We start from the raw sequence: 26,583 nt of genomic DNA, 5'->3' as shown, positions 1-26,583 counted from the left end.
TCCTGAACCAATTTTCTCACATCGCAATCCCTTTACAATTATTGGGTAATGGGCTTGTTATTCTCGTCGATCAGCGGAACCTGATATTCTAGCAGGATCTTGTTGATCTCCGACTGGTTCTCCCTGATCACCTTGTTCAGCGTTCGTTTCCATTCCTGATCGGAAGGGCGCACACCCATGGTGATCCGGTAGGCCATATGTCCGGATTTTTCCTTGACCAATGGTACAGTCGTCAGGTTGGGATCGATTTCCTTGGCGTAATATCCGGCCATCGGGCCCCAGAGGATCGCAACGTCGATAACGCCGCTGAGAAGCTCCTTCAGCATCACGTCGGCCATGGAAGGAGCCAAACGTGTATCGACCATCAGCGGATAAGGATGCACATTGCGCATGTATCCGACCGCTGCGAGGTTTGCCGCCGGCGGTGTGCCCGCAACGACGCCAATTTTCTTGCCGGCAAGTTTGGTGTCCTCGATCGTGTCGACGCCATCGAGGCCGCTGCCCTTCTTGTAGATCATGACATAGGTGGAACGGTAATAGGCATTGGTATTCTGAACCAATTCGTCGCCCTGGGCATAGCCCATGATGATGTCGCAGCGATTGGATCTCAGCGTATTGCGCACGAAACCTGTAGCCATCGGATACCAGGTGTAGGCGACCGATTTACGTCCTGTCTTGGCGGCAACGAGCTCCGCCAGCTTGTTTTCGAACCCTTTACCGCTCTCATCGGAGAACGGCATGTTCGATGGATCGGCGCAAACCCGCAGCACGTCCGGATCAACCAGTTCGCCCGCAGCACCGAGGCCAGCCCCTTGCGCCAGGACATCGGACGGCACGGCGGCGACTGCCGCCACCACCATGCAACGCCCAATCCATTTCACCAGAGATCGCCCATGCCGTATCATCTTATCCACCCATGCATGATGCTTCCGCATCCTTGGCTGCCTGCGGCTTGTCCTCTTTTTTTGCTGGGCGACCGCGCGGCAGATCACCAACTGCGCGAGCGCGCAGATAGACATAAAGATCGTCCATATAACAGTAGACATTCTTGTTGTTACCGAACGCCGGCATGACGTTTTCCTTGCCGGCACTGAGATTCTTGCGTCCCTCGGCGACAATGGAAAGGAAATCGGCATAAGTCATCGTCTTCAGCGAATTGGCAAGTGCCGGGGCAAAGGACGACCCAGCACCGTCGGCGCCATGGCAAACGAAGCAGTCTGAATTGAACCGGCGGAAACCGCTATAGGTATACCAGTCTACAGTACCGTCTTCCTGAATCTTGAATGTGGGATTTCCCTCCTTATCGGCATATTTGCCGTTGTCGTCGGAGGCAACCGCGGCGGCCGCCTTGTCGTCGGCATAGGTGCTGCCCTGGCTTGCCAACAGGGCAAGGCCGGCAGCAACGGCAAGAAATGTCATTCGAATGGGCATCCGTAACCTCGCATTCCAACCCGTCAGGTCGGCGCCTCCCGGCACCGGTTTAACGGTTGTGATTGATCGTCATTTGGTTGGTGACACGAGGGGCCCGGCCTGGTCGAAACCGGGCACCCTGTTTGCAAGCCTGCTTTTGCAGGCCAACGTGTCCACTTCGTCCCGATTACTCCGGAACGGTGAATACGGTCAGCTGACCGCCGAGAGCCGTATAGTCCGAAAGAGCGGCATAACCGCCGACGGCACCCAGACCCTCGTTTGGCTTCGTCAAACCGGCAGCAAGACCAATGCCAGCCCATCCGCCAACACCGGACAGAACGGCAACATATTGCTTGCCATTATGTTCGTATGTGGTGACGTTGCCGATGATGCCGGAAGGTGTCTTGAACTTGTAGAGTTCCTTGCCGTCCTTATCGACCGCCTTCAGATAGCCTTCGAGCGTTCCGTAGAAGACTACATCGCCGTCAGTTGCGAGAGCGCCTGACCAGACCGAGAACTGCTCGGGCTTGGACCAGACAATTTCACCCTTTGCTGCATCCCAGGCGATGAAATTACCCATGCCACCATGACTATTGGGAGCCGGATACATGGAAAGCGTTGCGCCGACATAAGGTTGACCGGCGGTGTAGCTGACCTTGTAGGGTTCATAGTCCATGCAGACATGGTTCGTCGGAACGTAGAAGAGCTTGGTCTTTGGCGAGTAGGTCGCCGGCTGCTGGTCCTTGGTACCAAGAGCTGCCGGGCAGACACCCGTCGTATTCACGTCCTCACCCTGCTTCTGGGTCGAGTACTTGTCTACTACAGTCGGACGCCCGTAGTTCTTGCTGCTCTTGTCCATGACGACTTCGGTCGCCCAGTTGACTGCCGGATCGTATTTCTTGGCGACAAGAAGTTCGCCCGTTGCACGATCCATCGTATAGGCGAAACCATTGCGGTCGAAGTGGACGAGAACGTCGCGAGGCTGTCCCTCGACCTCAATGCCGTCAGCCAGGATCATTTCGTTGATACCGTCATAATCCCACTCGTCATGCGGGGTCATCTGGTAGAGCCATTTGGCCATGCCCGTGTCTGCATCACGGGCCATGATCGTCATGGACCAGCGATTGTCACCTGGACGCTGACTGGGGTTCCATGTCGATGGATTGCCTGTGCCGTAATAGATCAGGTTCAGCTTGGGATCGTACGAATACCAACCCCAGGTCGTCCCACCGCCGATTTTCCACTGGTCGCCTTCCCAGGTATTGGTTCCGGAGTCAGCTCCAACCGGCTTGCCGAGGTGTGTGGTTTTTTCCGGATCGATCAATGTGTCCTTGTCGGACCCCATCGACCAGGCCCGCCACGCCTGCTTGCCGTCACTGATGTTGTAAGCCGTCAACGAGCCGCGAACACCAAACTCACCGCCGGAAATACCGACAATCACCTTGTCTTTCACAACCATGGGAGCCGAAGTGCCGGATTCGCCCTTGCTGCCATCCGCTACGTCGCCGTTCTTGACAGACCAGGCAGGCTTGCCGGTCTTTGCATCGAGAGCAACAAGTGTTGTATCGGCCTGATAGAGGAATATCTTGCCATCACCATAGGCGACGCCGCGATTGACCGTGTCACAGCACATAATAGGAATAACGTTTGCATCCTGCTTGGGCTCGTACTTCCAGAGGATCTTGCCGTCATTGTTCAGATCGAGCGCATATACCGTATTGGGATATGGCGCGTGGACATACATGATATCGCCGACGATAAGCGGGCCGCCTTCATGGCCGCGCAGCACGCCCGTTGAAAACGTCCAGGCAACCTGGAGGTTCTTAACGTTGTCCGCATTGATCTTGTTGAGTTTTGAGTACCGGGTATTGGCGTAATCGCCAGTCTGAATCGCCCAGTTCTTGGAATCAGAAATCAAGCCCTGCAAGTCGTCATTGGCAAAGGCTCCACCCGCCAACGAGAACGACATGGCCGTCGTAGCCAATGCAATTCCAATTAATTTCTTGTGTACACGCATTTTGAGTCCTCCCTAAGTTCACTTTAATGAACCATCGGACGGCCCCGTTTCAAAAGACGGTTCCGCTCCATTAGCTCACGCAAATGGGAAGTATTTCCGGCAGCGTGTCACGACCTAAGCCAGGCGCGCAGAGGGCACCGTTACTGCCCACCCCGCTTGGCCTACGAAGACTGTCACCACTCCCTTGACGGTAACGTCCTTGAAGCCGGAAACAAGTGGACGATAGGAGAAACATTTGCATTACGCAAGCATGTTTCTCAATTTATATTTGCTGCATTGCAATACACAATTGTCGCAGCGCAGTAAGCGATCGGTTTAATTGCCGAATTCTGTCAAATGGCTCTGTCACATAAATTGATACTTGCATCCGCATTTATGTTTGCAGATCAATATTGTTTTTTGTTATCTACTTGAAAAATGTATATTTCAACTGGATGAAAGCGAGAAATTCGATGATCGCGTCCAAAATCGCACAAGCCGCCTTGTTAGCAGGTGCAGCATTTGCCCTCGTTTTGCCGGCAAATGCTGCGTCAGATTACCCCACTTCGACGCTTGCTGAATACGTCTATGGATGCATGAAAGCCAATGGCGAGAACCGCGATACGCTGCAGCGCTGCTCCTGTTCGATCGATGTGATCGCCTCTGTCGTGACCTATGAGCACTATGTTGCAGCCGAGACTTTCAAGCAAATGGGACAGATGACCGGCGAAAACGGCGTCCTCTTCCGTGAGAGTGCGCCAGCCAAAGCCGCGACAACCGAACTCAAGCGGGCCCAGGCGGAAGCGGATATCCGCTGTTTCTAGAACGTATCAGAGACTGGAGGATTGCAGCGGCCATTCGTTCTGGAATTTCTTGCCCTCGGTATCCGCTGCCTCGACTTTCACATCTTCGCCTGGCTTTGCGTCGAATTCGAAACGGAAATTCGGGTCTTCCGAGATCGATATGCCGCCCTCCATCGACATGATGAGCCGATCGCCTTGCGATACCGTAAGCCCCTGGATGAAGTGAGCAGGGATATAATAGCGGGTGATCTGATCCATCTGCAGTCCGGAATTGTTGGGATGGCGTATCATCAGTTGCATTTCAGTTGCCCGCGTCATCGGTTCAGAGCCTGGCGCACTGGATGGAAACACGCGCAACTTCATTTTGCCGAGCGAGGCCACAGCCTCGTCCTGGTTCTTGAGCGCTGGTGCCGAGCATCCGCCTGATGCCTTCACAAACGTCTCGGTCATGTGAAGCTTGCCGTCTTCGGTTTCCGCTATCGCCCTGACATAGGAATAGGCATTGACCCGCAATCGCGTCGCGAGATGGGTCACGCCTGCATCCTTGCCGAACTTGAACACGGCAGCGACAGGCGACGGGTTTTCGTCAACGATGAGTGTGACAGTCTTGATCCGGCCGGACGTTGCATCCGTTTTGAAATGCAGATCAATCGGCACGAGCGCCGCATCTTCGGCTCGCTTCGGCGCCTCGATTGTGATGATACCGTTCGCCGGCTCGACCGCTTTCTGACCGAAAACGTCGCCCTTCAAGCTGGTCCAGGTGGTGCTTGCGGGAACAGTTGTACCCTGCGCACCCGCAGCCAAGGGAACTGCAGTTGCGAGCAATGTCAAAAGAACAACCGAAATAATCCGGTTGTGTCGGATTGTAGAAACGATCGTCATGCGTTGCCTCCACCAAGAACATTGGCGGTGCCCGGCCAGCTGCCACTATATCACTTCGCAGGATGATCTGGCAAACCTGGCAATCATTCCCATTCGAGCTCAGCAAAGGCGGCTGTTGCATTGCGTTCGTTGTATTCATCGAAGAGGCGCCAGTTCGGCCGTTCGCTTTGCGCCGCTGTCTTGACGGCCTCTGCCATCGGCACGCCATCGGCGATCGACTTGCGGATGTCGCGCGCGAGGGTTTCAAAGTAACGGCGCTCGACCTCGAGCGCTTCCGGCCATTTCGACGGAACTGGGCCATGGCCCGGAACAGCCAGCTTGGCGTTGATTGTCTTCAGCGTTTCGAGTTGCTCCATCCAGCCTCGAAGTGATCCGTCCATGGTCGGAAGATGGTCAATGAAACAAAGATCGCCAGTGAAAAGAGCCTGTGATTGTTGATCGAAGACAGTCAGGTCATTGTCCGTATGGGCGGGTTTCCATGCCTTGAGCGTCAATTGCCGCTTGCCCAGGTCGAGCGTCTCCTCGCCTGCAATCAGTTTGGTTGGAGGGATGATCTTTACGTCCGCCATCAAGCTCGCGCCCAGGCTTTCGCGAAAGCTCCGCAGATAATAATCGCCGCGGCTGGCAAGCGCACGCGGCAGGCTTTGATGCCCGACGACGGTTGCGCCCGTATCCTCGAACGCCGCATTGCCAAAGATATGATCCGGATGCATGTGAGTATTGATCAGATAACGAATGGGTTTGTCGGAAACCGCGCGGATCGAAGCTATCAGCGCCCGGCCTTCGGCGACACTTCCACCACTGTCAACCACGGCCACGGCTTCCTCGCCGACAATGAAACCCACATTGCAAATCTCGCCCCGGTTGTTCGCGCTCATCATCTCGGGGATACCGGAGAAAGCAAAAACACCATCCTCAAACTCTGTGACAGGCAAGGCCACGCGGCCTGCCGATTGTGCCCGCGCCAGGCTGAATTGCCCCAGACAGCAACACGTGAAGAAAGCCCCGGTCTTGAGAACGCTGCGCCGCGTTGGATGGATCATGGCGCATTCCTTATGCCGGCGAACTTCTCGTTGAATGAACGCAACAGATCAGCCCTGACCTGTTCGTTGCGATATTGCCGGGGCAGACGGATATCGAACGTGCCGATCACATGTGCGGGACGATCTGAAAGGACGATGACCCGGTCAGATAGCATGATCGCTTCCTGCAGATTGTGTGTCACCATGAGGGCTGTTGTCGGACGCTCCGACCAGACCGTCATGAGCAAGTAGCGCAATTGCTGCGCTGTTGCCTCGTCCAGCGAAACAAAGGGTTCATCAAGCAAAAGAATGTCCGGCTCGATTGCCAATGCCCTTGCGATGGCGGCGCGACGCGCGAGGCCGAGGGAAAGTTCAGACGGATAAAAGGAGCGCATTTTCGTAAGGCCCAGCTGATTGAAAAGCGCATCGAGATTCGCATTCCGCTGATCCTCGGGCATAGCAAGCCGCACATTCTGCTCGACCGTACGCCATGGCAGGAGCGTCGGTTCCTGAAACACTGCGGCCATCCGCGCTTGCGCAAGCCCCGGTAGCTGAATAGTGCCGCGATAGTCATGCTCGAGTCCGAGCAGGATACGGAGCGTCGTGGTCTTGCCGCACCCGGAAGGACCGAGGATACAGGCGAATTCGTTCTGCACGACTTCAAAGCGCAGATCCTGCAACACGTCGATCGTTCCGCCGTTCGATGAGCGGAATGATTTCTGGTCGATATCAACCTTAAGCCGCGCGGCGGCGCCAGCGAGTGGATGTGTGTTCAAGAGGCTGCACCACGACAAGTTCTATGAAAAGCATCACAGCGACAAAGGCCAGAGTATAGGCGAGGATCGCGGCAACATCGAATAGCTGGAAAAACAGATTGATCTGGAAACCGACTCCGTTTGACCTGCCAAGCAGTTCGACGACCAGCACGATCTTCCAGATCAGCGCAACACCGGACCGCGAAGCTGCTGCGATATAGGGCTGCAACTGCGGCAACATGATATGCCGCAAGCGGTCGAGAGCGCCCAGTCGGTACACCTTGGCCATTTCGGCATAGCGAGGGTCAAGTGCCCGTGTCCCTTCCCGTATGGTAACTACCACGTTCGGAATCTTGTTGACCGCGACCGCGCCGATGGCCGCGGCCTCATTCAGGCCGAACCAGATATAGGCGAGCACAATAATGACGAGAGCGGGGACGTTCAGGAAAAGAATGAGCCAGGGATTGAAGAATTGATCGGCGCGACTGTGGTTGCCCAGCAAGACGCCGATCACCGATCCAATGGTCATTGCCAGAAAAAAGGACGCCGCAACACGCCAAAGCGTAATAGCCAAATGGTAGGGCAAATCACCACTTGCGGTTTCGCTGATGAACGTTTGCAAAACATTCAATGGTGCCGGGAATGACCGGCTTGGCCAGAGGGTTGCTCCGATATGCCATGCGACCAGCAATACACCGAACGACAATACGACCATTAAGGTTGAATTCCATCGATGCAGTGCCGCGACAGGCTGTTTGATCTGCTCGAACCGTTCGGGATCAGTCGCCGCATGCCCCATTTATTTTCCCTTCCAGAACGTGCCGGGGGCCAGTGTTTTGGCGGGGCCGACCAGCCGGGTACCGCCAAGTTCAGCAAGAACAGCGTAGAGCTTTGTCGCATCTGCCTCTTCTTCATCAACGGTTCCCTTGGGAATTCCTTCCCGATAACGGTCCCGCAACACATCAAGTTCGCGGCCCTCAGCCTTGATGACCGGCGCGAGACGTTGCCAATCCTCGTCCGACCTGGCGAGAAGCTCCTTCGCATCACGGCTGGCGCTGATGAATCCTGCGATAGCTTTTGGATGCGCGTCGGCCCATTTGTCGTGAAAGATGTAGCCGATCGCCGACGCCGTCCCGGAGGCACCCAGCGCTTTTGCGGCGTCACTCGTACTGATCAGGCGGTGGAACCCGTTTGCTTCAAGCCGCGCGCAGAAGTTCCAGAAATTCAGGACGGCATCAAGCTCACCCTGCTGCGCTTTTTCGGCGAGCAGCGGCGGCGCGCCATAAATGATCTCGTTTTGCGCCGCCATATCAACAGATAGTTGCTGCTTCGCGAGACCTTGCAGAAGCAACCAACTCTTGTCGAGGGGTCCGCCTGCGACACCGATCTTTTTGCCTTTCAAATCGGCAAGGCTCTTCAGCGGCGACTCGTCGCGAACCATCAAGGCGCCCACAGAGCTGGAATAGGGTACGAACGCCAGATCTTCGCCGGAGGTGCGCTGCCTAGACACCCAAAGCCAGTCGCTCACGATGATATCAACGTCACCGGCCATCATTGCGACGTTGGTCGCATCTTCACTGGCGAAGAAGCGGACATCCACGTTCACGCCATGCTTCTCGTCGAGCTTGTGGTGTTTGATCGTATCAAGCTCCCAATTCACGGTGCCGAACTTGAGGACGCCAACCCTCACAGTCTCAGCGGCAAGGCCCGCAGAAATGCCGAGGCCGCCAAGCACGAGCCACACAAACAGGAAGCGAAGGGGATGCTGAAATAGTCCTGTCACGATGTCCTCCCAGACAGATCGCCATGTTACGCGCTGAACTACAGAGTCAGCTCATTCGTAGGATAATCACACCTCCACCGGACGACCCGAAGCTTTGGATGTTCTTCGGACCACTTTGCGATTTCAGTTGGTGCAAGGAACATGCAAGTGTGCAGGCCGCCCTTGTTTTCGAAATGCAGCCGTTCCTCCCGGCAACTTGACGGGTTCGACACAAGGCAGATCATTAGGACGAGATCAATAACATCCATGCCAGCACCTCCAATCCCGACCAGATCGCCTGCGGTAAGGCAGGAGCAATTGTTCGTTGGTTAGACTTCTCAAGGTGCCCGAATGAGAAATATAGCTTTCAAATTACGGTTCTCGCCGCCAGACGTCAATCGCGGGCCTAGGGAAAACATGAGCAAGGCGGTGCGGCGTTATTTCCTCGGCGGGCGATTGACTTATCAAATGCGACAGGTAACTCTGGAAGGGTTCTAAAAATGGGGGCGCCAATGCATGGAAATTGGCGCCAGTCTTCGTCCAGGGCACCCTTGGCGAATATGAGGAAATGCCATGCGATATCAAATTCTGCTGACAGGTATGTCAGTTGCCATGTTGTTTACTGTAGGAGCACACGCTCAGGAGGGCGATGCCACCGCGGGTGCAACCGTCTTCAAAAAATGCTCCGTTTGCCACGTCGCTGATTCCGACAAGAACAAGGTCGGGCCGTCGTTGATCAATTTGTTCGGAAGAACAGCCGGAACGCACCCGGGCTTCAAATATTCACCGGCCATGGTCGATGCTGGCAAGGCGGGTCTCGTCTGGGATCCAGCCAGCCTGCGGGAATATCTGCACGATCCAAAGGCAAAGGTAAAAGGCACGAAGATGGCTTTCGCCGGATTGAAAGACGAAACCGAGATCTCCAATCTCGAAGCCTATCTGAAGCAGTTTTCAAAGTGATCAGATCGCCGTCGACAGGTTGTCGGCGGCTCCCCTCCCGCCTCAGGCAGTCTCACGCCATTTGATCGAGCAACCGATCGACGCGATCTGTTCGCGCGGACCCTGCCCCGAATTGGCAACCTGCTTCATGGCTTCGAACAAATCCCGACGCATGTCGGCTGCTCCCTCCTCCTTGCGTGATGCATCGAGGCGGCCGCGATATTGCAATTCGCTAGCACCGTTGAACCCGAAGAAATCCGGGGTGCAGACTGCGTTATAGGTTCGTGCGACGGTCTGGTCCGCATCGTGCAAATAGTGAAACGGGAAATCGTGCTCGCTGGCGAAGCGCTGCATGTTCTCATAGGAATCAGCCGGATAAGTCACCGCGTCATTGGAATTGATGGCAACAAAGCCGACGCCATATTCCTTGAGGTCCCTCGCGTCGCGCACAATGCGCCCGATAACCGCCTTCACATAGGGACAGTGATTGCAGATGAAGACGACGACGAGGCCGCGACGACCGGCCTGCGCCAGAATGGAATGGCGCTGACCATCGACCCCGATGAGGCTGGCATCGACAGCATTCCAACCGAAATCGCACAAAGGTGGTGTCGCTGCCATCGTCTTCCTCCCAGTCAGGCCGCGGCCCGGTGCCTCGCATGATCGGCAGCATGACGGATTGCGGCGATGTTGTCAGCATAAGCTGCCTTGCCGTTTCCTTTGAACACCGCAGAACCGGCGACGAGTACGTCAGCCCCTGCGGCAGCCACCAGAGGCGCCGTATCCGGGGTGACGCCGCCGTCGATCTCGATATGGATGGGGCGCTTCCCGATCATTGACTTGACACGCCCAACCTTCTCAACAACCGACGGAATGAATGCTTGACCGCCAAATCCCGGATTGACAGTCATCAGCAGGACAAGATCCAGACGATCCAGAACATACTCGATAACACTTTCCGGTGTCGAGGGATTGAGTGAAACGCCAGCCTTTTTGCCGAGATTGCGAATTGCCTGGAGCGAGCGATCCAGATGCGGCCCGGCTTCTGCATGGACGGTGATGATATCGCATCCTGCATCGGCAAACGCAGCGAGATATTGGTCGGCTGGTGCGATCATCAAGTGACAATCGAATATCGCGCGGGTCCTGTTGCGGATCGATTTTATGATCTGCGGCCCGAAGGTTATGTTGGGCACGAAGTGACCGTCCATGACATCGAGGTGCACCCAGTCGGCTCCAGCGCTGATGATATCCTCGACCTCGTCCCCGAGACGTGAAAAGTCTGCCGAGAGGACCGACGGTGCGATGAGCGTCTTGTGATTCATGGCGTTTGTTCCTCCCTTGGTGCTGCGGAAAACACGCGACTGACCCTGATATCATCGGCAGTGATCGTCGACAGTGCGGCTGCATCGGTCGGGCCATTGGAGGCCTCGAACAGCCGGTTGGCATGTCGCAACCTCGCCCGGTCAAGAGCATTGCGGATGGAGCGGGCATTGGCGAAGTGCGGCTGCTGCCGACGCCGTTCGATATAGTCGGCCATGATCGCCCGGCCCTCGGCATCGAAGGCATAGTTCTGCTTCGACAGCATGGTATCCGCAATGCCGAGCAACTCAGCCGAACTATAGTCCGGAAAATCGATATGATGGGCGATGCGCGAACGGAAGCCCGGATTGCTCTCGAAGAATTTATCCATGCGATCGGCATAACCGGCGAGGATGACGACGAGATCGTCGCGCTGGTTTTCCATCACCTGCAACAATATCTCGATCGCTTCCTGACCGTAGTCGCGCTCGTTTTCCTGCCGGTGCAGGTAATAGGCCTCGTCGATGAACAGCACGCCGCCCATCGCCTTCTTCAGGATTTCCTTGGTCTTCGGTGCGGTGTGGCCGATATACTGGCCGACGAGATCATCGCGCGTGACAGAAACGAGATGACCCTTGCGGATATAGCCAAGCCGGTGCAGCAGATCCGCCATGCGTAGCGCCACGGTGGTCTTGCCGGTGCCGGGATTGCCACTGAAGCTCATATGCAATGTCGGCGTTTCATGGGCGAGCCCCATCCTCCGGCGAGCCCGTTCGACAAGCAAAAGGGCCGCCGTTTCCTTGATGCGCTGCTTGACCGGCTTCAGGCCGATCAAGTCGCGATCTAGTTCATCAAGGACATCCTTCACGCCAGATTCCACGTATTCGGCGCGCAGGTCTATTGCTGCGGGAATCTCTTCATGACCCTCGGCCAGTTGCGCGATGCTGGCGTCAGCCATAGCGCTGCCCCGCAGGCTTGTCCGTTGCATAGGATCTCGTCGTATAACGAACGACACGCCCCTCGCCCTCCTGCCTTGCAAGGTGGAACCCGGGTTCCTCGGCTGGCCGGTTGACGAGGAAGGACAGTTTGACCGACTCCCAGCCATGACTGTTGTCGAAGGCAACCAGGCGAATATAGCTGTCACCATAGACCTTGCGGCATTCCTTCAACTCCATCATCAGCGCGGCTGCGTCGGGGTTGTCGAACATGGGATGCCCCCACATGTCCCAATAGGTGTTGCGCGGGTGCGGATCGTCCGTGAATTCCAGACTCACCGCCCAACCATTGTCGATGCAATATTGCACTTGCTTTGCGATCTGCTGATCGGTGAGGTCAGGCAGGAACGAGAATGCTCCCTGGGTAATACGCATGTCGCTGCTCCTATTCTGCTGCTGTTGCTGTCGGAATGAAATCCGGCGAGTCGGTTGAGGTGTAGTTGAAGGAAACGTCCTTCCAGACTTCGAGCGCCTGCTGCAGGGGCTGGCAGTTGCGCGCAGCCATGCGGAGGATCTCGGGGCCTTCGTTGACGATGTCGCGTCCCTCATTTCTCGCCAAGACCATGCACTCGAGTGCGACACGATTGGCGGTTGCGCCGGCGGCAATGCCCATCGGGTGACCGATCGTTCCCCCGCCGAACTGCAGCACGACATCCTCACCCAACAGGTCGAGAAGCTGATGCATCTGGCCGGCATGGATACCGCCCGAGGCCACCGGCATCATCTTGTTGAGTGACGCCCAGTGCTGATCGAAGAACACGCCGTTCTCCAATCGCATCGGATTGAAGTCTTCGCGGCAGATGTCGTAGTAGCCGCGCGTCGTGGCCGGATCACCTTCCAGCTTGCCGACAACAGTCCCTGCATGGATGTGATCCACGCCGGCAAGCCGCATCCACTTGGCGATGACGCGGAACGATACGCCGTGGGATTTCTGCCGCGTATAGGTTGAGTGACCCGCCCGGTGCAGATGCAGGATCATGTCGTTGCGCCGTGCCCATTTGGCCATGGACTGAATTGCCGTGTAGCCAATGACCAGGTCGATCATGACGATGTTCGAACCGAGCTCCTTGGCAAAATCGGCACGCTCATACATATCTTCCATCGTCGCCGCGGTGACGTTGAGGTAGCTGCCCTTGACTTCACCGGTTGCGGCCTGCGCCTTGTTGACGGCTTCCATGCAGTAGAGGAACCGTTCGCGCCAATGCATGAAAGGCTGTGAATTGATGTTCTCGTCGTCCTTGGTGAAGTCGAGGCCACCCTTGAGGGCCTCATATACGACGCGCCCGTAATTGCGGCCGGACAAGCCGAGCTTCGGCTTCACTGTTGCACCGAGCAGAGGTCGACCGAATTTATCCAGACGTTCACGTTCCACAACGATGCCTGTGGGCGGACCCTGGAAGGTTTTGACGTAAGCAACCGGCAGGCGCATGTCCTCCAGCCGCAGCGCCTTCAATGGCTTGAAGCCGAAGACATTTCCGATGATCGACGCCGTCAGGTTCGAGATCGACCCCGGTTCGAAAAGATCGAGGTCGTAGGCGATGTAGGCGAAATACTGCCCTTCCCCGTTTGGCACCGGGTCCACGCGATAGGCCTTCGCGCGGTACTTCTCTGTCGCAGTGAGGCGGTCGGTCCAGACAACCGTCCAGGTCGCAGTCGACGATTCACCGGCGACGGCGGCGGCGGCTTCGATAGGATCGACGCCATCCTGCGGCGTGATGCGAAAGAGCGCAATGATGTCGGTGTCCTTCGGTTCATAGTCGGGCTCCCAATAGCCCATCTTCTTGTATTCCATGACACCGGACCTGTAGCGGTCCTTTCCCGTGACCGTTTCTGACTTGTTCGACATGGTGGGGTCCTTTCCTTTTAATTTCAGTCTCAGGCAGCCTTGGCTGCGGCGATCTGCGGGTCGAGTTTGCCGGCGGCGTAGCGCTTGGCCATTTCATCGAGTCCTATGACCCTGATCTTCGAAGCGTTACCGGCCGTGCCGAACCGTTCGAAACGATCGCGGCAAAGATCGCGCATGGCATCCATGGCGGGTTTCAGGAATTTGCGCGGATCGAATTCCGCCGGATTCTCCGTGGCGATCCTGCGAAACTGCCCGGTCATCGCCATGCGGCAGTCCGTATCGATATTGACCTTGCGAACGCCGTGACGAATGCCGCGCTCGATCTCTTCGACCGGCACACCATAGGTTTGCGGCATCTCTCCGCCAAACCGGTTGATCACATCCTGCAAGGCCTGCGGCACTGACGAAGAACCATGCATGACCAGGTGCGTATTCGGCAGCTTGCGGTGGATCTCTTCGATCACCCCCATCGCCAGAATGTCGCCGTCGGGAGCGCGGGTGAACTTGTAAGCGCCGTGCGAGGTTCCACAGGCGATGGCGAGCGCATCGACCCTCGTGCGCATGACGAAGTCCACCGCCTGATCCGGATCGGTCAGCAACTGGTCATGGCTCAGTGTGCCGCTCGCCCCGTGGCCATCCTCGGCTTCCGCTTCGCCGCTTTCGAGCGAGCCAAGCACACCCAGCTCGCCTTCAACCGAAACGCCAACCCAATGGGCGATCGTTGTCACACGCCTGGTGATCTCGACATTGTAGTCATAGGAGGCAGGCGTTGCCGCATCCGCTTCGAGCGAGCCATCCATCATCACCGACGTAAAGCCGTGCCGGACTGCGGTCATGCAGGTCGCTTCGTCGTTGCCATGATCCTGATGCATGCAGACAGGGATCGAAGGATAGATATCGACCAGGGCATCGATCATCCGCGCAAGCATCAGATCCTTGGCGTAGGAGCGTGCGCCCCGCGACGCCTGCAGAATGACGGGCGCATCGCAAGTGGCAGCGGCCTCCATCACGGCGAGCCCCTGCTCCATATTGTTGATGTTGAAGGCGGGCACGCCGTAGCCATGTTCGGCAGCATGATCGAGTAATTGTCGCAAGGTAATTCTGGCCATGATCAATGTTCCTTGTCGTTGATGAGCTTGCGCGCGGTGGCGACGATGTTCTCCGGTGTGATGCCGAAGTGGCGATAGAGATCCGGAGCCGGAGCACTGGCGCCAAATCCCTGCATGCCGATGAAAGCGCCCTTCTCGCCGATCCAGCGGTCCCAGCCCAACCGTGCTGCGGCTTCGATGCCAATGCGCGGTGCCGCGGCGAGGACTGAGCGGCGATAGGCCGGGGTCTGCGCCTCGAAAAGCTCCCAGGACGGCATCGAGACAACTGCGGCAGCGATCTTGTACTGGCCCCGAAGGATATCGGCGGCAGTACAGGCTATCTCCACTTCCGACCCGGTCGCGAGGAGCGTTACGGCGCGCGGTTCGGCAGTCTCGCGCAGCACATAGGCCCCGCGGCTCGACCGGTTGTCATCACTGTGAGCATGCCGCAGCATTGGAAGGTTCTGGCGTGAGAGCACGAGAACACTTGGCCGGTCACGATACTTCAGTGCGAGCTCCCAGCATTCCGCTGTCTCGATGATATCGGCCGGCCGGAACACATTGATGCCGGGGGTCGCGCGCAACATCGCCAGATGCTCGACCGGCTGATGCGTCGGGCCATCTTCGCCAAGGCCTATCGAGTCATGCGTCATGACATAGATGACCTGCTGGCCCATCAGAGCCGACAGCCGCATCGCCCCGCGTGCATAATCGGCAAAAACCAGGAATGTGCCGCCATAGGGGACAAAGCCTCCATGCAGCGCAATGCCATTCATGGCAGCCGCCATCGCGTGCTCACGGATACCGTAGTGGATATAGCGGCCGGAGAAACTCTCCGGAGAAACATCTCGCATGTCTGCCGTGACGGTCAGGTTGGAATGGGTCAGGTCCGCCGAACCGCCGATCGTCATATCGGTCGCATTGTTGATGACACCGAGGACCATTTCAGATGCCTTGCGCGTCGCTACCTTGGTTGCCTTCTCGACATGTTCGCGGCGGAACGCACTGAGCTCATCATAAAGGGCATCCGGCAGTTGCTTCTGGATCGCCTGCTTGAATTCGTCACAACGCGATGTGGCGGCTACCCGCACACACCATTCGCGGCGTTCGTCCGCTCCGCGGCGGGCAACATTGCGCCATGTTTCAACGATGGCTTCTGGAACCTCAAACGGCCGATGCGGCCAATCAATCGCAAGGCGGGCTGCGGCAATTTCCGCGTCACCCAGCGGGGCACCATGGGTCTTTTCGGTTCCCTGCAGATTGGGTGCACCCTTACCGATAATCGTACGGCAAGCGATCAGCGAGGGCAGATCCGACGATTGCGCACGCGTGATTGCCTCTGCGATCGCTTCGTAGTCATGACCGTCGATCGCTTGCACGTCGAAGCCGGCAGCCTCGAAACGGGCCAACTGGTCCATGGAGGTCGAAAGCGAGGTTGGCCCGTCAATCGAGATCGAGTTGTTGTCCCAAAATACGATCAGCTTCGACAATTTCAAATGGCCGGCGAGATCGATCGCTTCATGGCTGATGCCCTCTTGCAGGCAACCGTCACCGGCAATCACATAGGTGTAGTGATCGACGGTTTCCGAGCCGAAACGGTCGCTGAGCAGGCGCTCAGCTAAAGCCATGCCAACGGCCGTTGCGATGCCTTGGCCCAGAGGTCCGGTCGTGGTCTCGATCCCCTGCGCGTGACCATATTCCGGGTGGCCAGCTGTCTTGGCGCCAAGCTGGCGGAACCGTTGTAACTCCTCGATAGGCATATCGGGATAGCCGATCAGGTAATGCAGTGCATATTGCAGCATCGAACCGTGTCCAGCGGAGAGAATGAAACGGTCCCGATCCGGCCATTGTGGGTGGAGCGGGTCGAGCTTTATAAAGCGGTTGAAGAGCACTGTCGCGACATCCGCCATGCCCATCGGCATTCCCGGATGGCCGGAATTCGCCTTCTGGACGCTGTCCATGGCGAGCGCCCGGATTGCATTGGCCATGTGGCGCTCAGAAACAGTTTCAATCTCGGGGTTCTCTTGAAGGAAAGCTTGCGTATTCATCATCTTCTCCTCACGAGGCTCGGTTTTTGCGTTCCATCAACTGCATGATCAGCGGCGTCAGGATCAGTTGCATGGCGAGGTCAAGCTTGTTGCCGGGCACAACAATCGAGTTGGCCCGCGACATGAAGGAGTCGTGGATCATCGAGAGCAGATAGGGGAAATCGATGCCACGCGGCCGGGCAAAACGGATCACCAGCATCGACTCATCGGGCGTCGGTATCCAGCGAGCGATGAAGGGGTTCGAGGTATCGACGATCGGCACACGTTGAAAGTTGATATCGGTCAGCGTGAACTGCGGCGTGATATAGCGGACATAGTCCGGCATACGGCGCAGGATCACGTCCATCACCGCTTCGGTCGAATAGCCGCGGGTCGCGCGGTCGCGATGAATCTTCTGAATCCATTCGAGATTGATCACCGGCACCACGCCGATCTTCAGATCGGCATGACGCGCGAGGCTGACATCGTCTGTGACCGCACAGCCATGGAGTCCTTCGTAGAAGAGCAGGTCGCTAGCCGGAAAGTCGCGCCATGGCGTGAAGGTGCCTGCCGGCGCCTCGTATAGCCTTGCCTCCTCGTCGTCATGGATATAGGTGCGGGTCTGCCCCGTACCCCGCCGGCCATATTGTTCAAACACCTCCTCCAGCTTCTGCAATTCGTTGGCATCGACATGGAAATGAGTGAAGTTCGGGTTTCCCTTCTGCTCCTCCTCGGCAACCTTCTCCTTCATGGCGTTGCGGTCATATTTGTGAAAGGCGTCGCCTTCGATGAAGGCCGCCTCGATCTCCTCACGGCGGAAAATCAGCTCGAATATGCGCTTGACCGAGGTGGTACCTGCGCCGGACGAACCGGTGATGGAAATGATGGGGTGCTTTGCCGACATGATTTCCTCCTATCCTCAAGCCCTGAACAGGCCGCGATTGCTGAAGAGCGGCGCGCGCTCGCCAATGTTGCTGGGTTCAGTGTGGTATCTTCCGATCCGTGCCACTTCCCGCGCCGAGCCGAAAGTCAGCGGCACCCGCTGATGCATGCTCTTGGGGGTGAGATCGAGAATGCGGTTGACCGTATCCGTCGCGGCACCGCCCGCCTGTTCGATGATGAACGCGATGGGATTGGCCTCGTAGACCAGGCGGATCCGCCCTTCGCCATAACCCTTTCGCCGGTCACCTGGATAGAGAAACACACCGCCGCGGACGAGAATGCGATAGGCTTCCGCGACCAGAGACGCGATCCAACGCATGTTGAAGTCACGATCGCGAGGCCCCTCTGTACCCTTGAGGCAGTCATCGACATAGAGACGCACGGCCTCATCCCAATGGCGGTAGTTCGCTGCGTTGACGGCGAACTCATGCGCCCGGTCGGCAATGATGATGCTCTCATAGGCTTGCACGAATGTGCCGAGCCGGGACGAGAACACGAAGACATGCGTGCCGCTGCCGAGCGTCAGGACCAGCGCCAGTTGCGGTCCGTATATAAAAAAGCCGGCAGCGAGCTGGTGTTGCCCCTTTTGAAAGAACGAAGCACCAGGCTCGCTGTCCGGTAGGCCAACCACCGGGAGGATGGAGAAGATAGTCCCAATGGAGACATTGGTGTCGATGTTCGAAGAACCGTCCAGCGGATCGATCGCCAGCGCCAGCGGTGCACTCGCGTCAAGCAAGGCCGGATGCTCCAGCTCTTCGGACCCGTAAAGCGCAACTGGCGCCTGACGCATGGCTTCGAGGAACATGTCGTCGGCAAAGACATCAAGATCCTTCTGGGCGTCGCCATCAGCATTTTTGCCGCCGTGCTGGCTGGCAAAAGCCTTCCCCAGTGCACCTTGATTGATCGTGTTGCGGATCTTGACCGATGTCAGCGAGAGGTGGCGCACGACGGATGATACTGCGGCCCGAAGCGCATCTCCGTTCTCAGCATAGGATCCCAGAAAGGCGTCTAGTGTCGCCGTTGTCATGTCTTCCTCCCGTGCCTGATCGTCTTGAGCGTCAGACTTCGGAAGCATGGAAACAGCTCCACCTTGATAAGTAAAATTTATTATATTTACGTACTTGCTAAATTATATTAAGTGTCCGTATGCGCAATCTCAGTCTGAAACAACTTAGGGCCATACAGGCTATTATGAAGCACGGCACAATCGCCGCGGCGGCGAATGCACTTGGCCTGACTCCGCCAGCGGTCACGATCCAGCTCAAGCTCATAGAAGAAGACGCGAACATCATCCTGTTCGACCGCACCAACGAAGGGCTGCGCCCGACCATCGCCGGTCTTGCATTTCTTGATGCGGCGCAAATGATCGAGGAGCGGCTGCGGCTGCTCGACGACGAAATCGACGCTATCAAGGGCGTGCGGGTCGGCAGCCTCACACTTGGCGTCGTCTCGACAGCCAAATATTTTGCGCCGCAGTTGATGGCGACATTCAAAAAGGAACATCCGGACATCGCCATCAAACTCGCGATCGGCAACCGGGCAGAAACGATTGCGAGTTTGAAGAACCACGAGGTCGATATCGCGCTGATGGGCCGTCCGCCAAAGGACATTCCGCTTCGCTCGTCAGTCTTTGGCGATCACCCGCTCGTCGTGATCGCGGCGCCCGACCACCCCCTTGCCAAGTCGCGCGACATCACAAAGGAGCGCATTGCCCAGGAGCACTTTCTCGTCCGTGAGCCGGGATCTGGAACACGTATATCGCTGGAGATCTTCTTGAGCGAATTGCCAGGACGGCTTGATGATCTCGGGACGGAGATGTCATCGAACGAGACCATCAAGCAGGCTGTCATGGCCGGGCTTGGCATCGCGTTCATTTCCGCTCATACAATTGCGCTGGAGCTTGAAGTCCGCAAGCTGGTGATGCTCGATGTGATAGGTATGCCCATTCGCAGACAATGGTTTTCCGTGGTCCGTACGGACCGGGTCCTGTCGCCGGCGATGCGCGCCTTCCAGGATTTTCTCAGCCGCAAGGGCGCGCAGTGCCTGCCATTTTTCGAAAAACTTTATCCGGACACCGCCCATCGGTGACCCCGTAGCCACAAGAGCGCGGCCCTTTCCTCCGGAGTCGTCACCTTCAATGATTAGTTCAAGTAGGGATATTGCGGTCAGGACATCCGTGCGCTGGAATGACCAAACTCGCTCCGGCCCCAAAACTGCGGACGAAGCGCGTCAAATTGGCTATGCTGAACCGACGAGCAGCTCGCGGACGATGCACGAGCAGGGAGATCCTCCATGGTATTGATAGCGAGAATTTTGCGTGGCATCGTGCCTGCGCTCTTCGTATTTGCGCTCTGCGCGAGCAGCGCACTAGCCCAATCGAACGCCTCGGGGTGCGCGTTGCAACCCGTAGGGGGCACTTCCAGGCAGTTGCTGCGATGCCAGGGCGGGCTGACAATCATTGCGGAAGCCGGTGCCAGGTACACGCTGGTTGATCGTAATCGGGACGGCAAGGCAGATGCGGCTCGTCTTCAGAGCAAGGCAATGCTGCTGGATTTTGCGACGGGTTCGGCGGGTACCGGCTTCCAGGTCAGCACGCCCCAGGCGATTGCGGCGGTCCGCGGCACAAAATGGGCGGTTGATGTTACGGCAGGCAAGACCTCCGTATTTGTGGTCAGGGGACAGGTCGCGGTGCGGCGCCCTGTCGCTGGCCCCGGTGTACTCCTTGGTCCCGGCGAAGGTGTCGATGTCGATCAAGGAAGCGGCGCCCTCACCGTCAAGCGCTGGCCCAGGGCACGTGTTTCAGCTTTGATGGCCCGCTTCGGCCAGTGAGTCACATGAGCAGACGAGCGTTCCAGACTATGATCGCTTTGATTCTGGCGGCGCTCTGGGGTGCTGGTGTCGGCATCGCACATATGCGGGGCGAGACGTGGTTTCTCGACCGTGTCGAGGCCACAATGACCGATCTTCGCACTGTCATTCGCGGACAAAAGCCCGCGCCCGAGACAGTGACGATCGTCGCTATCGACGACGAGGTGGTTCGCCAGGCAGCAACCTATCCGCTCGCCCGAGCTGAGCTTGCCCGGATCATCGACGCAATCGCCGGGCTGCACCCGAAAGCCATCGGCGTGGACATACTTCTTTTGGACCCTGGGACGGCAGAGGGGGACCAAGCCCTGGCGGAGGCGCTTGGGCGGAGCACGAGCATACTCGCAGCAGCCGCTGTCTTTCCCGAAGGACGACAGCGCATAGAGACAAACCGCGATGATGCCCTGGCGGGCGTGCCGAGCGCCAAACAATTCCTGCTGCCGCTTAAACCGTTTTCCGATGTTGCAGCTACTGGTGTGGTGAATGTCGCTACCGACCGGAATGGAACCCCCCGGCTTGTTCCGATGCTGTTCAAAAGCGAGGACCGTATCGAGGCGTCATTTCCGCTGCGGGTGGTCTCTGTTGCGCAGGGCATCGAGCCCGCTTTCGAACCCGGCCGTATTCTGCTTGGCGAAGATGTGATCCGGACAGATAATGGCCAGTCCCTGCCTCTGACATTCTATGGCCCCCGCGGCACAATACGCACATTCAGCGCCGCCGATCTCCTCAATGGGAAAGTCACCCGCGAAAGCATCGAAAATCGCGTCGTCATTATCGGCACAACTGTTACCGGTGGCGGGGACGTCTTCCCTACATCATTCGATCCGGTCTTGCCTGGAGTCGAAGTTATTGCGACCGCTGTATCGCACTTGTTGAATGGGGACGGAATTGTCCGTGACGCCAATATCCGCCTGATTGATGCGGGCTTTGCTGTGGGGCTCCCGGTGGCGCTCGTTGCCCTGCTGGCCTGGAGGCGCAATGTCATCGGGCTCATTATGATCGTCTGTGCAATTCTGGCGTGGCTGGCGATCAACGTCGCTGCATTCACTAACGGCATCTGGCTCAGCGCAGCCGTCCCCATGACAGCCGCCATCCCGCCGGCCATAATCTTTGGAGCGGTCCAGCTTTGGCTCGGGAAGCGACGGGCTCAGCATTTCGCCAGGCAAAGCCAGCTTCTGCAGCAAGTTCAGGCGCCCGGCCTTGGAAACTGGCTTGCCCGGAATCCTGGATTTCTGGCAGAACCGGTTCGCCAGGACGCCGCCGTACTCTTTATCGATCTCTCGGGATTTACCGGACTGAGTGAAACATTAGGACCGAACGCGACCCGCGAATTGCTGAACGGATTCTACAAGATGGTGGACGAGGAGGTGGCCGTCTCAGGTGGAACAATCACAAGTTTCATGGGCGACGGAGCGATGATCCTGTTCGGTCTGCCGGAACCTGATGCTGATGATGCCCTCAATGCTGCGACCTGTAGTGTCAGGCTTTGCCACAGCACAAGGGAATGGCTCGCTTCATTGCCGGCATCCGCAACGTCGCGGATCGGCTTCAAGATGGGGGCGCATTTCGGAACAGTCATCGCCTCCAGGCTAGGCGGCAGCCGCCAGCAGATCACCGCGACCGGCGACACCGTCAATGTGGCCAGCCGGTTGATGGAAGTTGCTGCAAGGCATGGAGCGGAACTCGCATTAAGCACCGAAATATTGCGCATGGCGGGAGAGCTCAGCGCGCCCTACAAATCTGGAAAACTCATTGGGCCGCTGGAAACGCAGATAAGGGGACGGACCGGCTCAGTTGCCGTCTGGCCGTGGCAAGCCTGACCATGAGCTAGCGTGCCGGAACAAAAAATCTGAGTATGTTGTAGCATTGCCCATCGCGCGAACGTTCCTTTGATTGTTCCAAACAAAAGGAGGCATGCATGTCCTACGTCGACGGTTTCCTACTCGCAGTTCCAAAGGACAGAATTGACGACTACAAAGCGCTGGCTCGAAGGGCGGGGGAAGTCTGGAAAGACCTTGGTGCGCTCGCCTATGTCGAATGCACGGCTGACGATGTCCCCTACGGTGAACTTACCTCTTTCCCGCGTGCGGTTCAGGCCAAGGACGACGAGATCGTAATCTTTGCCTGGATCGTCTATCGATCGCGCGAAGAACGCGACGCGATCGATGCTAAAGTCATGCAAGACCCGCGGCTGAAGGGAGACGAGTCGAACATGCCTTTCGACGGCAAGCGAATGATCTACGGAGGGTTCGAGGCGTTCGTGCAACTATAGCGACACGGCGCATAACGGCCCCAAGAGCAACTTATCTTGTCAGCATTGCCGTTGATGACGGCAATGCTGAAGTAGAATGTGTGTGCGTATATGTTGATATCCAGATCTTCTTCGTCGCCACTGATCTGACTGCCTGTATTTCTCTTTCATGAAATGCTACGCTGACATTTCGAGAGATTGCGAGTTCATGTCCACAGCCAAATAAGGCAGGGAGGGGACAAGAAATGGCTGTCGTACTTATTCTGGTTCTTGTAGCGGTTGCGTCAGTTCTGTTTCATCTTTTGAGTCCGTGGTGGTGGACGCCAATTGCGTCAAACTGGCACTACATCGACAATACAATCATCATTACATTCTGGATCACTGGCTTCGTTTTCACTGCGGTCGTGCTTTTTGTTGCCTATTGCGTTTTCCGTTTCCGGCACAAGCCGGGAAATCAGGCACATTATGAGCCTGAGAACAAAAAGCTGGAGTTCTGGCTTGCCACAGTGACCACCATTGGCGTCGTTGCCATGCTGGCGCCGGGCCTGTTCGTGTGGAACCAGTTCGTGACAGTCCCCAAAGAGGCCACCGAAGTAGAGGTCGTGGGCCAGCAATGGTTGTGGAACTTTCGTCTTCCGGGCGCGAACGGCCAGTTGGGAACATCGGAAACCCGCGACGTCACTGCCGAGAATCCATTAGGCATCAACAAGAACGATGCGGCCGGGCTCGATGATATCGTCATAGCGGGCGCCGAATTGCATATTCCCGTCGATAAACCGGTGAAGATGCTGCTTCGCTCAGTCGATGTCCTGCACGATTTCTATGTACCCGAATTCAGGGCCAAGATGGACATGGTTCCAGGTATGGTCACCTATTTCTGGTTTACACCGACCAAGACGGGAACCTTTGAAATCCTTTGCGCCGAATTGTGCGGCGTCGGGCATCCGCAAATGCGCGGGACCGTCGTTGTCGACACGGCGGAAGATTACCAGACATGGCTGCAGCAGCAGCAGACATTCTCGCAAATGATGGCATCGGGAGAGTCGATGACCGTGAACTAAAGCAATTCCAGGAAAAGTGGGAACCGGTTTTCCGTCCGGAATTGCGACAAACAAAGAGTTAGAGCAATTTCCATTGCTCCGTTAAAATGGAATTGCTCTGTGACACCGTCCTTCGGGAGAGGACGTTCGAGACAACAGGGAGGGCCATGATGGTCAATATTCCATCCAGCATTGACGACACCGTCCCCGCCGCGGAAGTCGAGGATGTCGAGCTTTACCATCCACATAGCTGGTGGACGACTTACGTCTTCAGCCAGGACGCCAAGGTCATTGCCATTCAGTATTCCATGACGGCCCTGGCGATCGGCCTGGTTGCCCTCGTCCTGTCATGGCTCATGCGATTGCAACTGGGTTTCCCTGGCTATTTTACCTTCATCGACGCTGAGCGGTATTATCAGTTCATCACCATGCACGGCATGATCATGGTGATCTACCTCCTCACCGCTCTGTTTCTGGGTGGTTTCGGCAATTACCTGATCCCGTTGATGCTGGGTGCGCGGGACATGGTGTTTCCTTATGCGAACATGCTGAGTTATTGGCTCTATCTGCTCGCGGTGCTTGTTCTGGTAGCAGGGTTCTTCGTTCCCGGCGGTCCAACAGGCGCTGGCTGGACACTTTACCCGCCACAAGCGGTGCTTTCCGGCACTCCCGGCGGCCAGGATTGGGGCATCATCCTGATGCTGACTTCGCTCATCCTGTTCATCATCGGATTTACCATGGGCGGTTTGAACTACGTGGTCACCGTGTTGCAGGGCCGCGCACGGGGCATGACCCTGATGCGGATGCCCTTGACTATTTGGGGGATCTTCACCGCCACGGTCATGGCGCTGCTCGCCTTCCCTGCCCTCTTCGTTGCCTCGGTCATGATGTTGTTCGACCGGTTGCTTGGCACCAGTTTCTTCATGCCCGCCATTGTCGAAATGGGCGAACAGCTGCAACATGGTGGTGGCAGCCCAATTCTCTTCCAGCATCTTTTCTGGTTCTTCGGCCATCCCGAAGTGTACATTGTGGCCCTGCCAGCCTTCGGCATCGTATCCGACCTTATCAGCACCCACGCCCGCAAGAATATCTTCGGATATCGCATGATGGTCTGGGCAATCGTCATTATCGGCGCTCTGAGCTTCATCGTCTGGGCGCACCACATGTATGTCAGCGGCATGAATCCGAACTTCGGATTCTTCTTCGCAACCACGACGCTCATCATCGCCGTCCCAACCGCGATCAAGGTCTATAACTGGGTGCTTACATTATGGCGCGGCGATATTCACCTGACCTTGCCGATGCTGTTTGCCCTTGGTTTTATTGTCACCTTCGTCAACGGCGGACTGACAGGGCTTTTCCTCGGCAATGTGGTCGTTGACGTTCCACTTTCCGATACCATGTTTGTCGTCGCGCATTTCCACATGGTCATGGGCGTCGCGCCGATCATGGTGATATTCGGGGCGATCTATCATTGGTATCCCAAGATTACCGGGCGGATGCTGAACGAAATCATGGGACGTATCCACTTCTGGGTGACGTTCCTCGGTGCCTATCTGATCTTCTTCCCCATGCATTATCTCGGCCTCCTGGGGGCACCCCGCCGCTACTACGAACTCGGCGAGTCAGCCGTCAATCCGCCATCTGCTCATGATCTCAATGTCTTCATCACCTTGATGGCATTGACCGTCGGCGCAGCCCAGATGCTGTTCCTGTTCAATTTGATCTGGAGCCTTCGCAACGGCAAGGAGGCCGGCGGCAATCCATGGCGGGCAACCACGCTTGAGTGGCAGACGCCTACAACGCCGCCTCCCCATGGCAATTGGGGCAAGGAGCTTCCTGTCGTCTATCGTTGGGCCTATGATTACAGCGTTCCAGGTGCGCCGGAGGATTTCATCCCGCAGAACCAGCCGAACTCCAACCGGCTTTCCATGGAAAATGCCTCATGAGCGTCATCCTGATCTTCCTGGCCGGGATCGCCGCGATCATCACATGGTGGATGGCACAGCAACGCCTGACGTCGCGGCCGTGGCTCGAAGCAGGGAGCGTCGGAGACACTCCGCGTTATGACGTGTCTTCCATTCCCACGGCGAAGATCGGTCTTGGCGTCTTTCTGGCAGTTGTCGGGGCCCTCTTCACGCTGTTCATCAGCGCGTACTTCATGCGCATGGGCCTTCAGGATTGGTGGGCAATTCCCGTTCCGGGACTGCTTTGGGTCAACACGATCGTGCTCGCGCTAAGCAGCGTCGCCTTGCAATGGGCGAAAATTGAAGCAGAGAAGCACCATATCGAGGCTATGAGGACCGGGCTTTTGATCGGCCTGGCGACTGCCATCGGCTTTCTCGTCGGGCAGTTGTTCGTATGGCGCGAACTGGTCTCCGCCGGATATGTACTCGCCGACAATCCTGCTAACAGTTTCTTCTATCTCATCACCGGCATGCACGGCTTGCATATTCTCGGTGGGCTCGTCGCACTCGGCCGCACCACGTTCAAGGCGTGGCATGCTGAACAGCCGGGCAAGGTGCTCCTGAGCGTCGAGCTTTGTGCCATGTACTGGCATTTCATGCTGCTGGTCTGGTTGGTCCTGTTTGCCCTGTTTGCGGGGTGGGCAAATGATTTCGTCGATATCTGCCGGCAATTGCTGACATAGGGGATTTG

At 57.1% G+C, this 26,583-nt stretch carries 26 protein-coding genes; 9 read left to right on the top strand and 17 right to left on the bottom strand.

The window, feature by feature from the left end:
- Positions 1-38: 38 nt before the first annotated feature.
- The 3 genes from CU102_RS11260 to xoxF5 form a co-directional block, all read right to left on the bottom strand.
- Entirely contained in the window at positions 39-860 is an 822-nt protein-coding gene (locus CU102_RS11260; protein WP_245425300.1) for a substrate-binding domain-containing protein, read from the bottom strand.
- Positions 861-906: 46 nt separating this feature from the next.
- A complete protein-coding gene (locus tag CU102_RS11255) occupies positions 907-1,419 on the bottom strand; it encodes a c-type cytochrome, methanol metabolism-related (RefSeq protein WP_106711190.1) in 513 nt (170 codons plus the stop codon).
- Positions 1,420-1,597: 178 nt separating this feature from the next.
- The gene (xoxF5, locus tag CU102_RS11250; RefSeq protein ID WP_208113814.1) at positions 1,598-3,379 is read right to left on the bottom strand and encodes a lanthanide-dependent methanol dehydrogenase XoxF5; all 1,782 of its coding nucleotides are present in this window, start codon (positions 3,377-3,379) and stop codon (positions 1,598-1,600) included.
- Positions 3,380-3,879: 500 nt separating this feature from the next.
- On the opposite strand from xoxF5, the gene CU102_RS29805 reads away from it, so the two are divergent.
- A complete protein-coding gene (locus CU102_RS29805; protein WP_166648375.1) occupies positions 3,880-4,230 on the top strand; it encodes a hypothetical protein in 351 nt (116 codons plus the stop codon).
- A 6-nt stretch (positions 4,231-4,236) separates the two neighbouring features.
- Here CU102_RS29805 and CU102_RS11240 read toward each other — a convergent pair whose 3' ends face one another.
- From CU102_RS11240 to CU102_RS11220, 5 genes are all read right to left on the bottom strand, one after another.
- Complete coding sequence (locus tag CU102_RS11240) at positions 4,237-5,091, bottom strand: quinoprotein dehydrogenase-associated SoxYZ-like carrier (protein WP_106711188.1); 855 nt, start codon at positions 5,089-5,091, stop codon at positions 4,237-4,239.
- 83 nt (positions 5,092-5,174) lie between these two features.
- Positions 5,175-6,134, bottom strand: coding sequence for a quinoprotein relay system zinc metallohydrolase 2 (locus tag CU102_RS11235; protein WP_106711187.1), 960 nt, complete (start codon positions 6,132-6,134; stop codon positions 5,175-5,177).
- On the bottom strand, positions 6,131-6,889 hold the full coding sequence (locus CU102_RS11230) for an ABC transporter ATP-binding protein (protein WP_106711186.1): 759 nt from the start codon (positions 6,887-6,889) through the stop codon (positions 6,131-6,133). The genes CU102_RS11235 and CU102_RS11230 overlap by 4 nt, the downstream gene beginning before the upstream one ends.
- Positions 6,849-7,583, bottom strand: coding sequence for an ABC transporter permease (locus CU102_RS11225; protein WP_166648386.1), 735 nt, complete (start codon positions 7,581-7,583; stop codon positions 6,849-6,851). Before CU102_RS11225 ends, CU102_RS11230 begins: the two co-directional genes overlap by 41 nt.
- Positions 7,584-7,667: 84 nt before the next feature.
- Positions 7,668-8,651 carry an ABC transporter substrate-binding protein gene (locus CU102_RS11220; RefSeq protein WP_245425299.1) on the bottom strand — a complete coding sequence of 328 codons (984 nt, stop codon included), beginning with the start codon at positions 8,649-8,651 and terminating at the stop codon, positions 7,668-7,670.
- Between the two features lie 552 nt (positions 8,652-9,203).
- Here CU102_RS11220 and CU102_RS11210 point away from each other — a divergent pair.
- Complete coding sequence (locus CU102_RS11210; RefSeq protein ID WP_106711183.1) at positions 9,204-9,590, top strand: c-type cytochrome; 387 nt, start codon at positions 9,204-9,206, stop codon at positions 9,588-9,590.
- Positions 9,591-9,632: 42 nt separating this feature from the next.
- On the opposite strand, the gene CU102_RS11205 is transcribed toward CU102_RS11210, so the two are convergent.
- From CU102_RS11205 to CU102_RS11165, 9 genes are read right to left on the bottom strand one after another with little or no spacing between them, the layout of a single operon-like run.
- Positions 9,633-10,190, bottom strand: coding sequence for a thioredoxin family protein (locus CU102_RS11205; RefSeq protein WP_106711182.1), 558 nt, complete (start codon positions 10,188-10,190; stop codon positions 9,633-9,635).
- A 14-nt stretch (positions 10,191-10,204) separates the two neighbouring features.
- Positions 10,205-10,894: a ribulose-phosphate 3-epimerase gene (rpe, locus tag CU102_RS11200; protein ID WP_106711181.1), complete on the bottom strand. Its 690-nt coding sequence runs from the start codon at positions 10,892-10,894 to the stop codon at positions 10,205-10,207.
- Positions 10,891-11,829 carry a CbbX protein gene (cbbX, locus tag CU102_RS11195; RefSeq protein ID WP_106711180.1) on the bottom strand — a complete coding sequence of 313 codons (939 nt, stop codon included), beginning with the start codon at positions 11,827-11,829 and terminating at the stop codon, positions 10,891-10,893. The genes rpe and cbbX overlap by 4 nt, the downstream gene beginning before the upstream one ends.
- On the bottom strand, positions 11,822-12,241 hold the full coding sequence (locus CU102_RS11190; protein ID WP_106711179.1) for a ribulose bisphosphate carboxylase small subunit: 420 nt from the start codon (positions 12,239-12,241) through the stop codon (positions 11,822-11,824). The genes cbbX and CU102_RS11190 overlap by 8 nt, the downstream gene beginning before the upstream one ends.
- 10 nt (positions 12,242-12,251) lie before the next feature.
- Positions 12,252-13,712, bottom strand: a complete 1,461-nt coding sequence (locus CU102_RS11185; RefSeq protein WP_106711178.1) for a form I ribulose bisphosphate carboxylase large subunit — start codon at positions 13,710-13,712, stop codon at positions 12,252-12,254.
- Positions 13,713-13,741: 29 nt separating this feature from the next.
- A complete protein-coding gene (gene fba / locus CU102_RS11180; protein ID WP_106711177.1) occupies positions 13,742-14,821 on the bottom strand; it encodes a class II fructose-bisphosphate aldolase in 1,080 nt (359 codons plus the stop codon).
- Between the two features lie 2 nt (positions 14,822-14,823).
- Positions 14,824-16,848, bottom strand: a complete 2,025-nt coding sequence (tkt, locus tag CU102_RS11175; protein ID WP_106711312.1) for a transketolase — start codon at positions 16,846-16,848, stop codon at positions 14,824-14,826.
- A 10-nt stretch (positions 16,849-16,858) separates the two neighbouring features.
- A complete protein-coding gene (locus tag CU102_RS11170) occupies positions 16,859-17,731 on the bottom strand; it encodes a phosphoribulokinase (RefSeq protein ID WP_106711176.1) in 873 nt (290 codons plus the stop codon).
- A gap of 15 nt (positions 17,732-17,746) precedes the next feature.
- Complete coding sequence (locus CU102_RS11165; RefSeq protein ID WP_106711311.1) at positions 17,747-18,796, bottom strand: class 1 fructose-bisphosphatase; 1,050 nt, start codon at positions 18,794-18,796, stop codon at positions 17,747-17,749.
- A gap of 119 nt (positions 18,797-18,915) precedes the next feature.
- Here CU102_RS11165 and CU102_RS11160 point away from each other — a divergent pair, with 119 nt between their 5' ends.
- From CU102_RS11160 to CU102_RS11130, 7 genes are all read left to right on the top strand, one after another.
- Positions 18,916-19,857, top strand: a complete 942-nt coding sequence (locus CU102_RS11160; protein WP_106711175.1) for a LysR family transcriptional regulator — start codon at positions 18,916-18,918, stop codon at positions 19,855-19,857.
- Between the two features lie 204 nt (positions 19,858-20,061).
- A complete protein-coding gene (locus CU102_RS11155; protein ID WP_106711174.1) occupies positions 20,062-20,598 on the top strand; it encodes a FecR domain-containing protein in 537 nt (178 codons plus the stop codon).
- Between the two features lie 5 nt (positions 20,599-20,603).
- Positions 20,604-22,454 (top strand): CHASE2 domain-containing protein, encoded by a 1,851-nt coding sequence (locus CU102_RS11150; RefSeq protein ID WP_106711173.1) that lies wholly within the window; start codon positions 20,604-20,606, stop codon positions 22,452-22,454.
- Between the two features lie 98 nt (positions 22,455-22,552).
- Positions 22,553-22,906: a DUF1428 domain-containing protein gene (locus tag CU102_RS11145; RefSeq protein ID WP_106711172.1), complete on the top strand. Its 354-nt coding sequence runs from the start codon at positions 22,553-22,555 to the stop codon at positions 22,904-22,906.
- Between the two features lie 224 nt (positions 22,907-23,130).
- On the top strand, positions 23,131-23,946 hold the full coding sequence (gene coxB, locus CU102_RS11140) for a cytochrome c oxidase subunit II (protein ID WP_106711171.1): 816 nt from the start codon (positions 23,131-23,133) through the stop codon (positions 23,944-23,946).
- Positions 23,947-24,095: 149 nt separating this feature from the next.
- Positions 24,096-25,874 carry a cytochrome c oxidase subunit I gene (gene ctaD, locus CU102_RS11135; protein ID WP_166648385.1) on the top strand — a complete coding sequence of 593 codons (1,779 nt, stop codon included), beginning with the start codon at positions 24,096-24,098 and terminating at the stop codon, positions 25,872-25,874.
- The gene (locus CU102_RS11130) at positions 25,871-26,575 is read left to right on the top strand and encodes a cytochrome c oxidase subunit 3 (RefSeq protein WP_106711170.1); all 705 of its coding nucleotides are present in this window, start codon (positions 25,871-25,873) and stop codon (positions 26,573-26,575) included. Before ctaD ends, CU102_RS11130 begins: the two co-directional genes overlap by 4 nt.
- Positions 26,576-26,583: the final 8 nt, after the last annotated feature.

Source organism: Phyllobacterium brassicacearum, assembly GCF_003010955.1.
GTDB classification, from domain to species: domain Bacteria; phylum Pseudomonadota; class Alphaproteobacteria; order Rhizobiales; family Rhizobiaceae; genus Phyllobacterium; species Phyllobacterium brassicacearum.
Note: the sequence above shows the minus strand (reverse complement) of the source record. Positions and strands in the feature narration are given on the sequence as shown.

Excerpts from the sequence above, each read along its gene's own strand:
- cbbX (WP_106711180.1), bottom strand. The coding sequence starts at position 11,829 with ATGGCTGACGCCAGCATCGCGCAACTGGCCGAGGGTCATGAAGAGATT.
- CU102_RS11160 (WP_106711175.1), top strand. The coding sequence starts at position 18,916 with ATGCGCAATCTCAGTCTGAAACAACTTAGGGCCATACAGGCTATTATG.
- coxB (WP_106711171.1), top strand. The coding sequence starts at position 23,131 with ATGGCTGTCGTACTTATTCTGGTTCTTGTAGCGGTTGCGTCAGTTCTG.
- tkt (WP_106711312.1), bottom strand. The coding sequence starts at position 16,848 with ATGAATACGCAAGCTTTCCTTCAAGAGAACCCCGAGATTGAAACTGTT.
- CU102_RS11190 (WP_106711179.1), bottom strand. The coding sequence starts at position 12,241 with ATGCGTATTACCCAGGGAGCATTCTCGTTCCTGCCTGACCTCACCGAT.
- fba (WP_106711177.1), bottom strand. The coding sequence starts at position 14,821 with ATGGCCAGAATTACCTTGCGACAATTACTCGATCATGCTGCCGAACAT.
- CU102_RS11210 (WP_106711183.1), top strand. The coding sequence starts at position 9,204 with ATGCGATATCAAATTCTGCTGACAGGTATGTCAGTTGCCATGTTGTTT.
- CU102_RS11225 (WP_166648386.1), bottom strand. The coding sequence starts at position 7,583 with ATGGTCGTATTGTCGTTCGGTGTATTGCTGGTCGCATGGCATATCGGA.
- CU102_RS11165 (WP_106711311.1), bottom strand. The coding sequence starts at position 18,796 with ATGACAACGGCGACACTAGACGCCTTTCTGGGATCCTATGCTGAGAAC.
- CU102_RS11255 (WP_106711190.1), bottom strand. The coding sequence starts at position 1,419 with ATGACATTTCTTGCCGTTGCTGCCGGCCTTGCCCTGTTGGCAAGCCAG.
- xoxF5 (WP_208113814.1), bottom strand. The coding sequence starts at position 3,379 with ATGTCGTTCTCGTTGGCGGGTGGAGCCTTTGCCAATGACGACTTGCAG.
- CU102_RS11155 (WP_106711174.1), top strand. The coding sequence starts at position 20,062 with ATGGTATTGATAGCGAGAATTTTGCGTGGCATCGTGCCTGCGCTCTTC.
- rpe (WP_106711181.1), bottom strand. The coding sequence starts at position 10,894 with ATGAATCACAAGACGCTCATCGCACCGTCGGTCCTCTCGGCAGACTTT.
- CU102_RS11145 (WP_106711172.1), top strand. The coding sequence starts at position 22,553 with ATGTCCTACGTCGACGGTTTCCTACTCGCAGTTCCAAAGGACAGAATT.
- CU102_RS11240 (WP_106711188.1), bottom strand. The coding sequence starts at position 5,091 with ATGACGATCGTTTCTACAATCCGACACAACCGGATTATTTCGGTTGTT.
- CU102_RS11150 (WP_106711173.1), top strand. The coding sequence starts at position 20,604 with ATGAGCAGACGAGCGTTCCAGACTATGATCGCTTTGATTCTGGCGGCG.
- CU102_RS11260 (WP_245425300.1), bottom strand. The coding sequence starts at position 860 with ATGGTGGTGGCGGCAGTCGCCGCCGTGCCGTCCGATGTCCTGGCGCAA.
- ctaD (WP_166648385.1), top strand. The coding sequence starts at position 24,096 with ATGGTCAATATTCCATCCAGCATTGACGACACCGTCCCCGCCGCGGAA.
- CU102_RS11185 (WP_106711178.1), bottom strand. The coding sequence starts at position 13,712 with ATGTCGAACAAGTCAGAAACGGTCACGGGAAAGGACCGCTACAGGTCC.
- CU102_RS29805 (WP_166648375.1), top strand. The coding sequence starts at position 3,880 with ATGATCGCGTCCAAAATCGCACAAGCCGCCTTGTTAGCAGGTGCAGCA.
- CU102_RS11205 (WP_106711182.1), bottom strand. The coding sequence starts at position 10,190 with ATGGCAGCGACACCACCTTTGTGCGATTTCGGTTGGAATGCTGTCGAT.
- CU102_RS11130 (WP_106711170.1), top strand. The coding sequence starts at position 25,871 with ATGAGCGTCATCCTGATCTTCCTGGCCGGGATCGCCGCGATCATCACA.
- CU102_RS11235 (WP_106711187.1), bottom strand. The coding sequence starts at position 6,134 with ATGATCCATCCAACGCGGCGCAGCGTTCTCAAGACCGGGGCTTTCTTC.
- CU102_RS11170 (WP_106711176.1), bottom strand. The coding sequence starts at position 17,731 with ATGTCGGCAAAGCACCCCATCATTTCCATCACCGGTTCGTCCGGCGCA.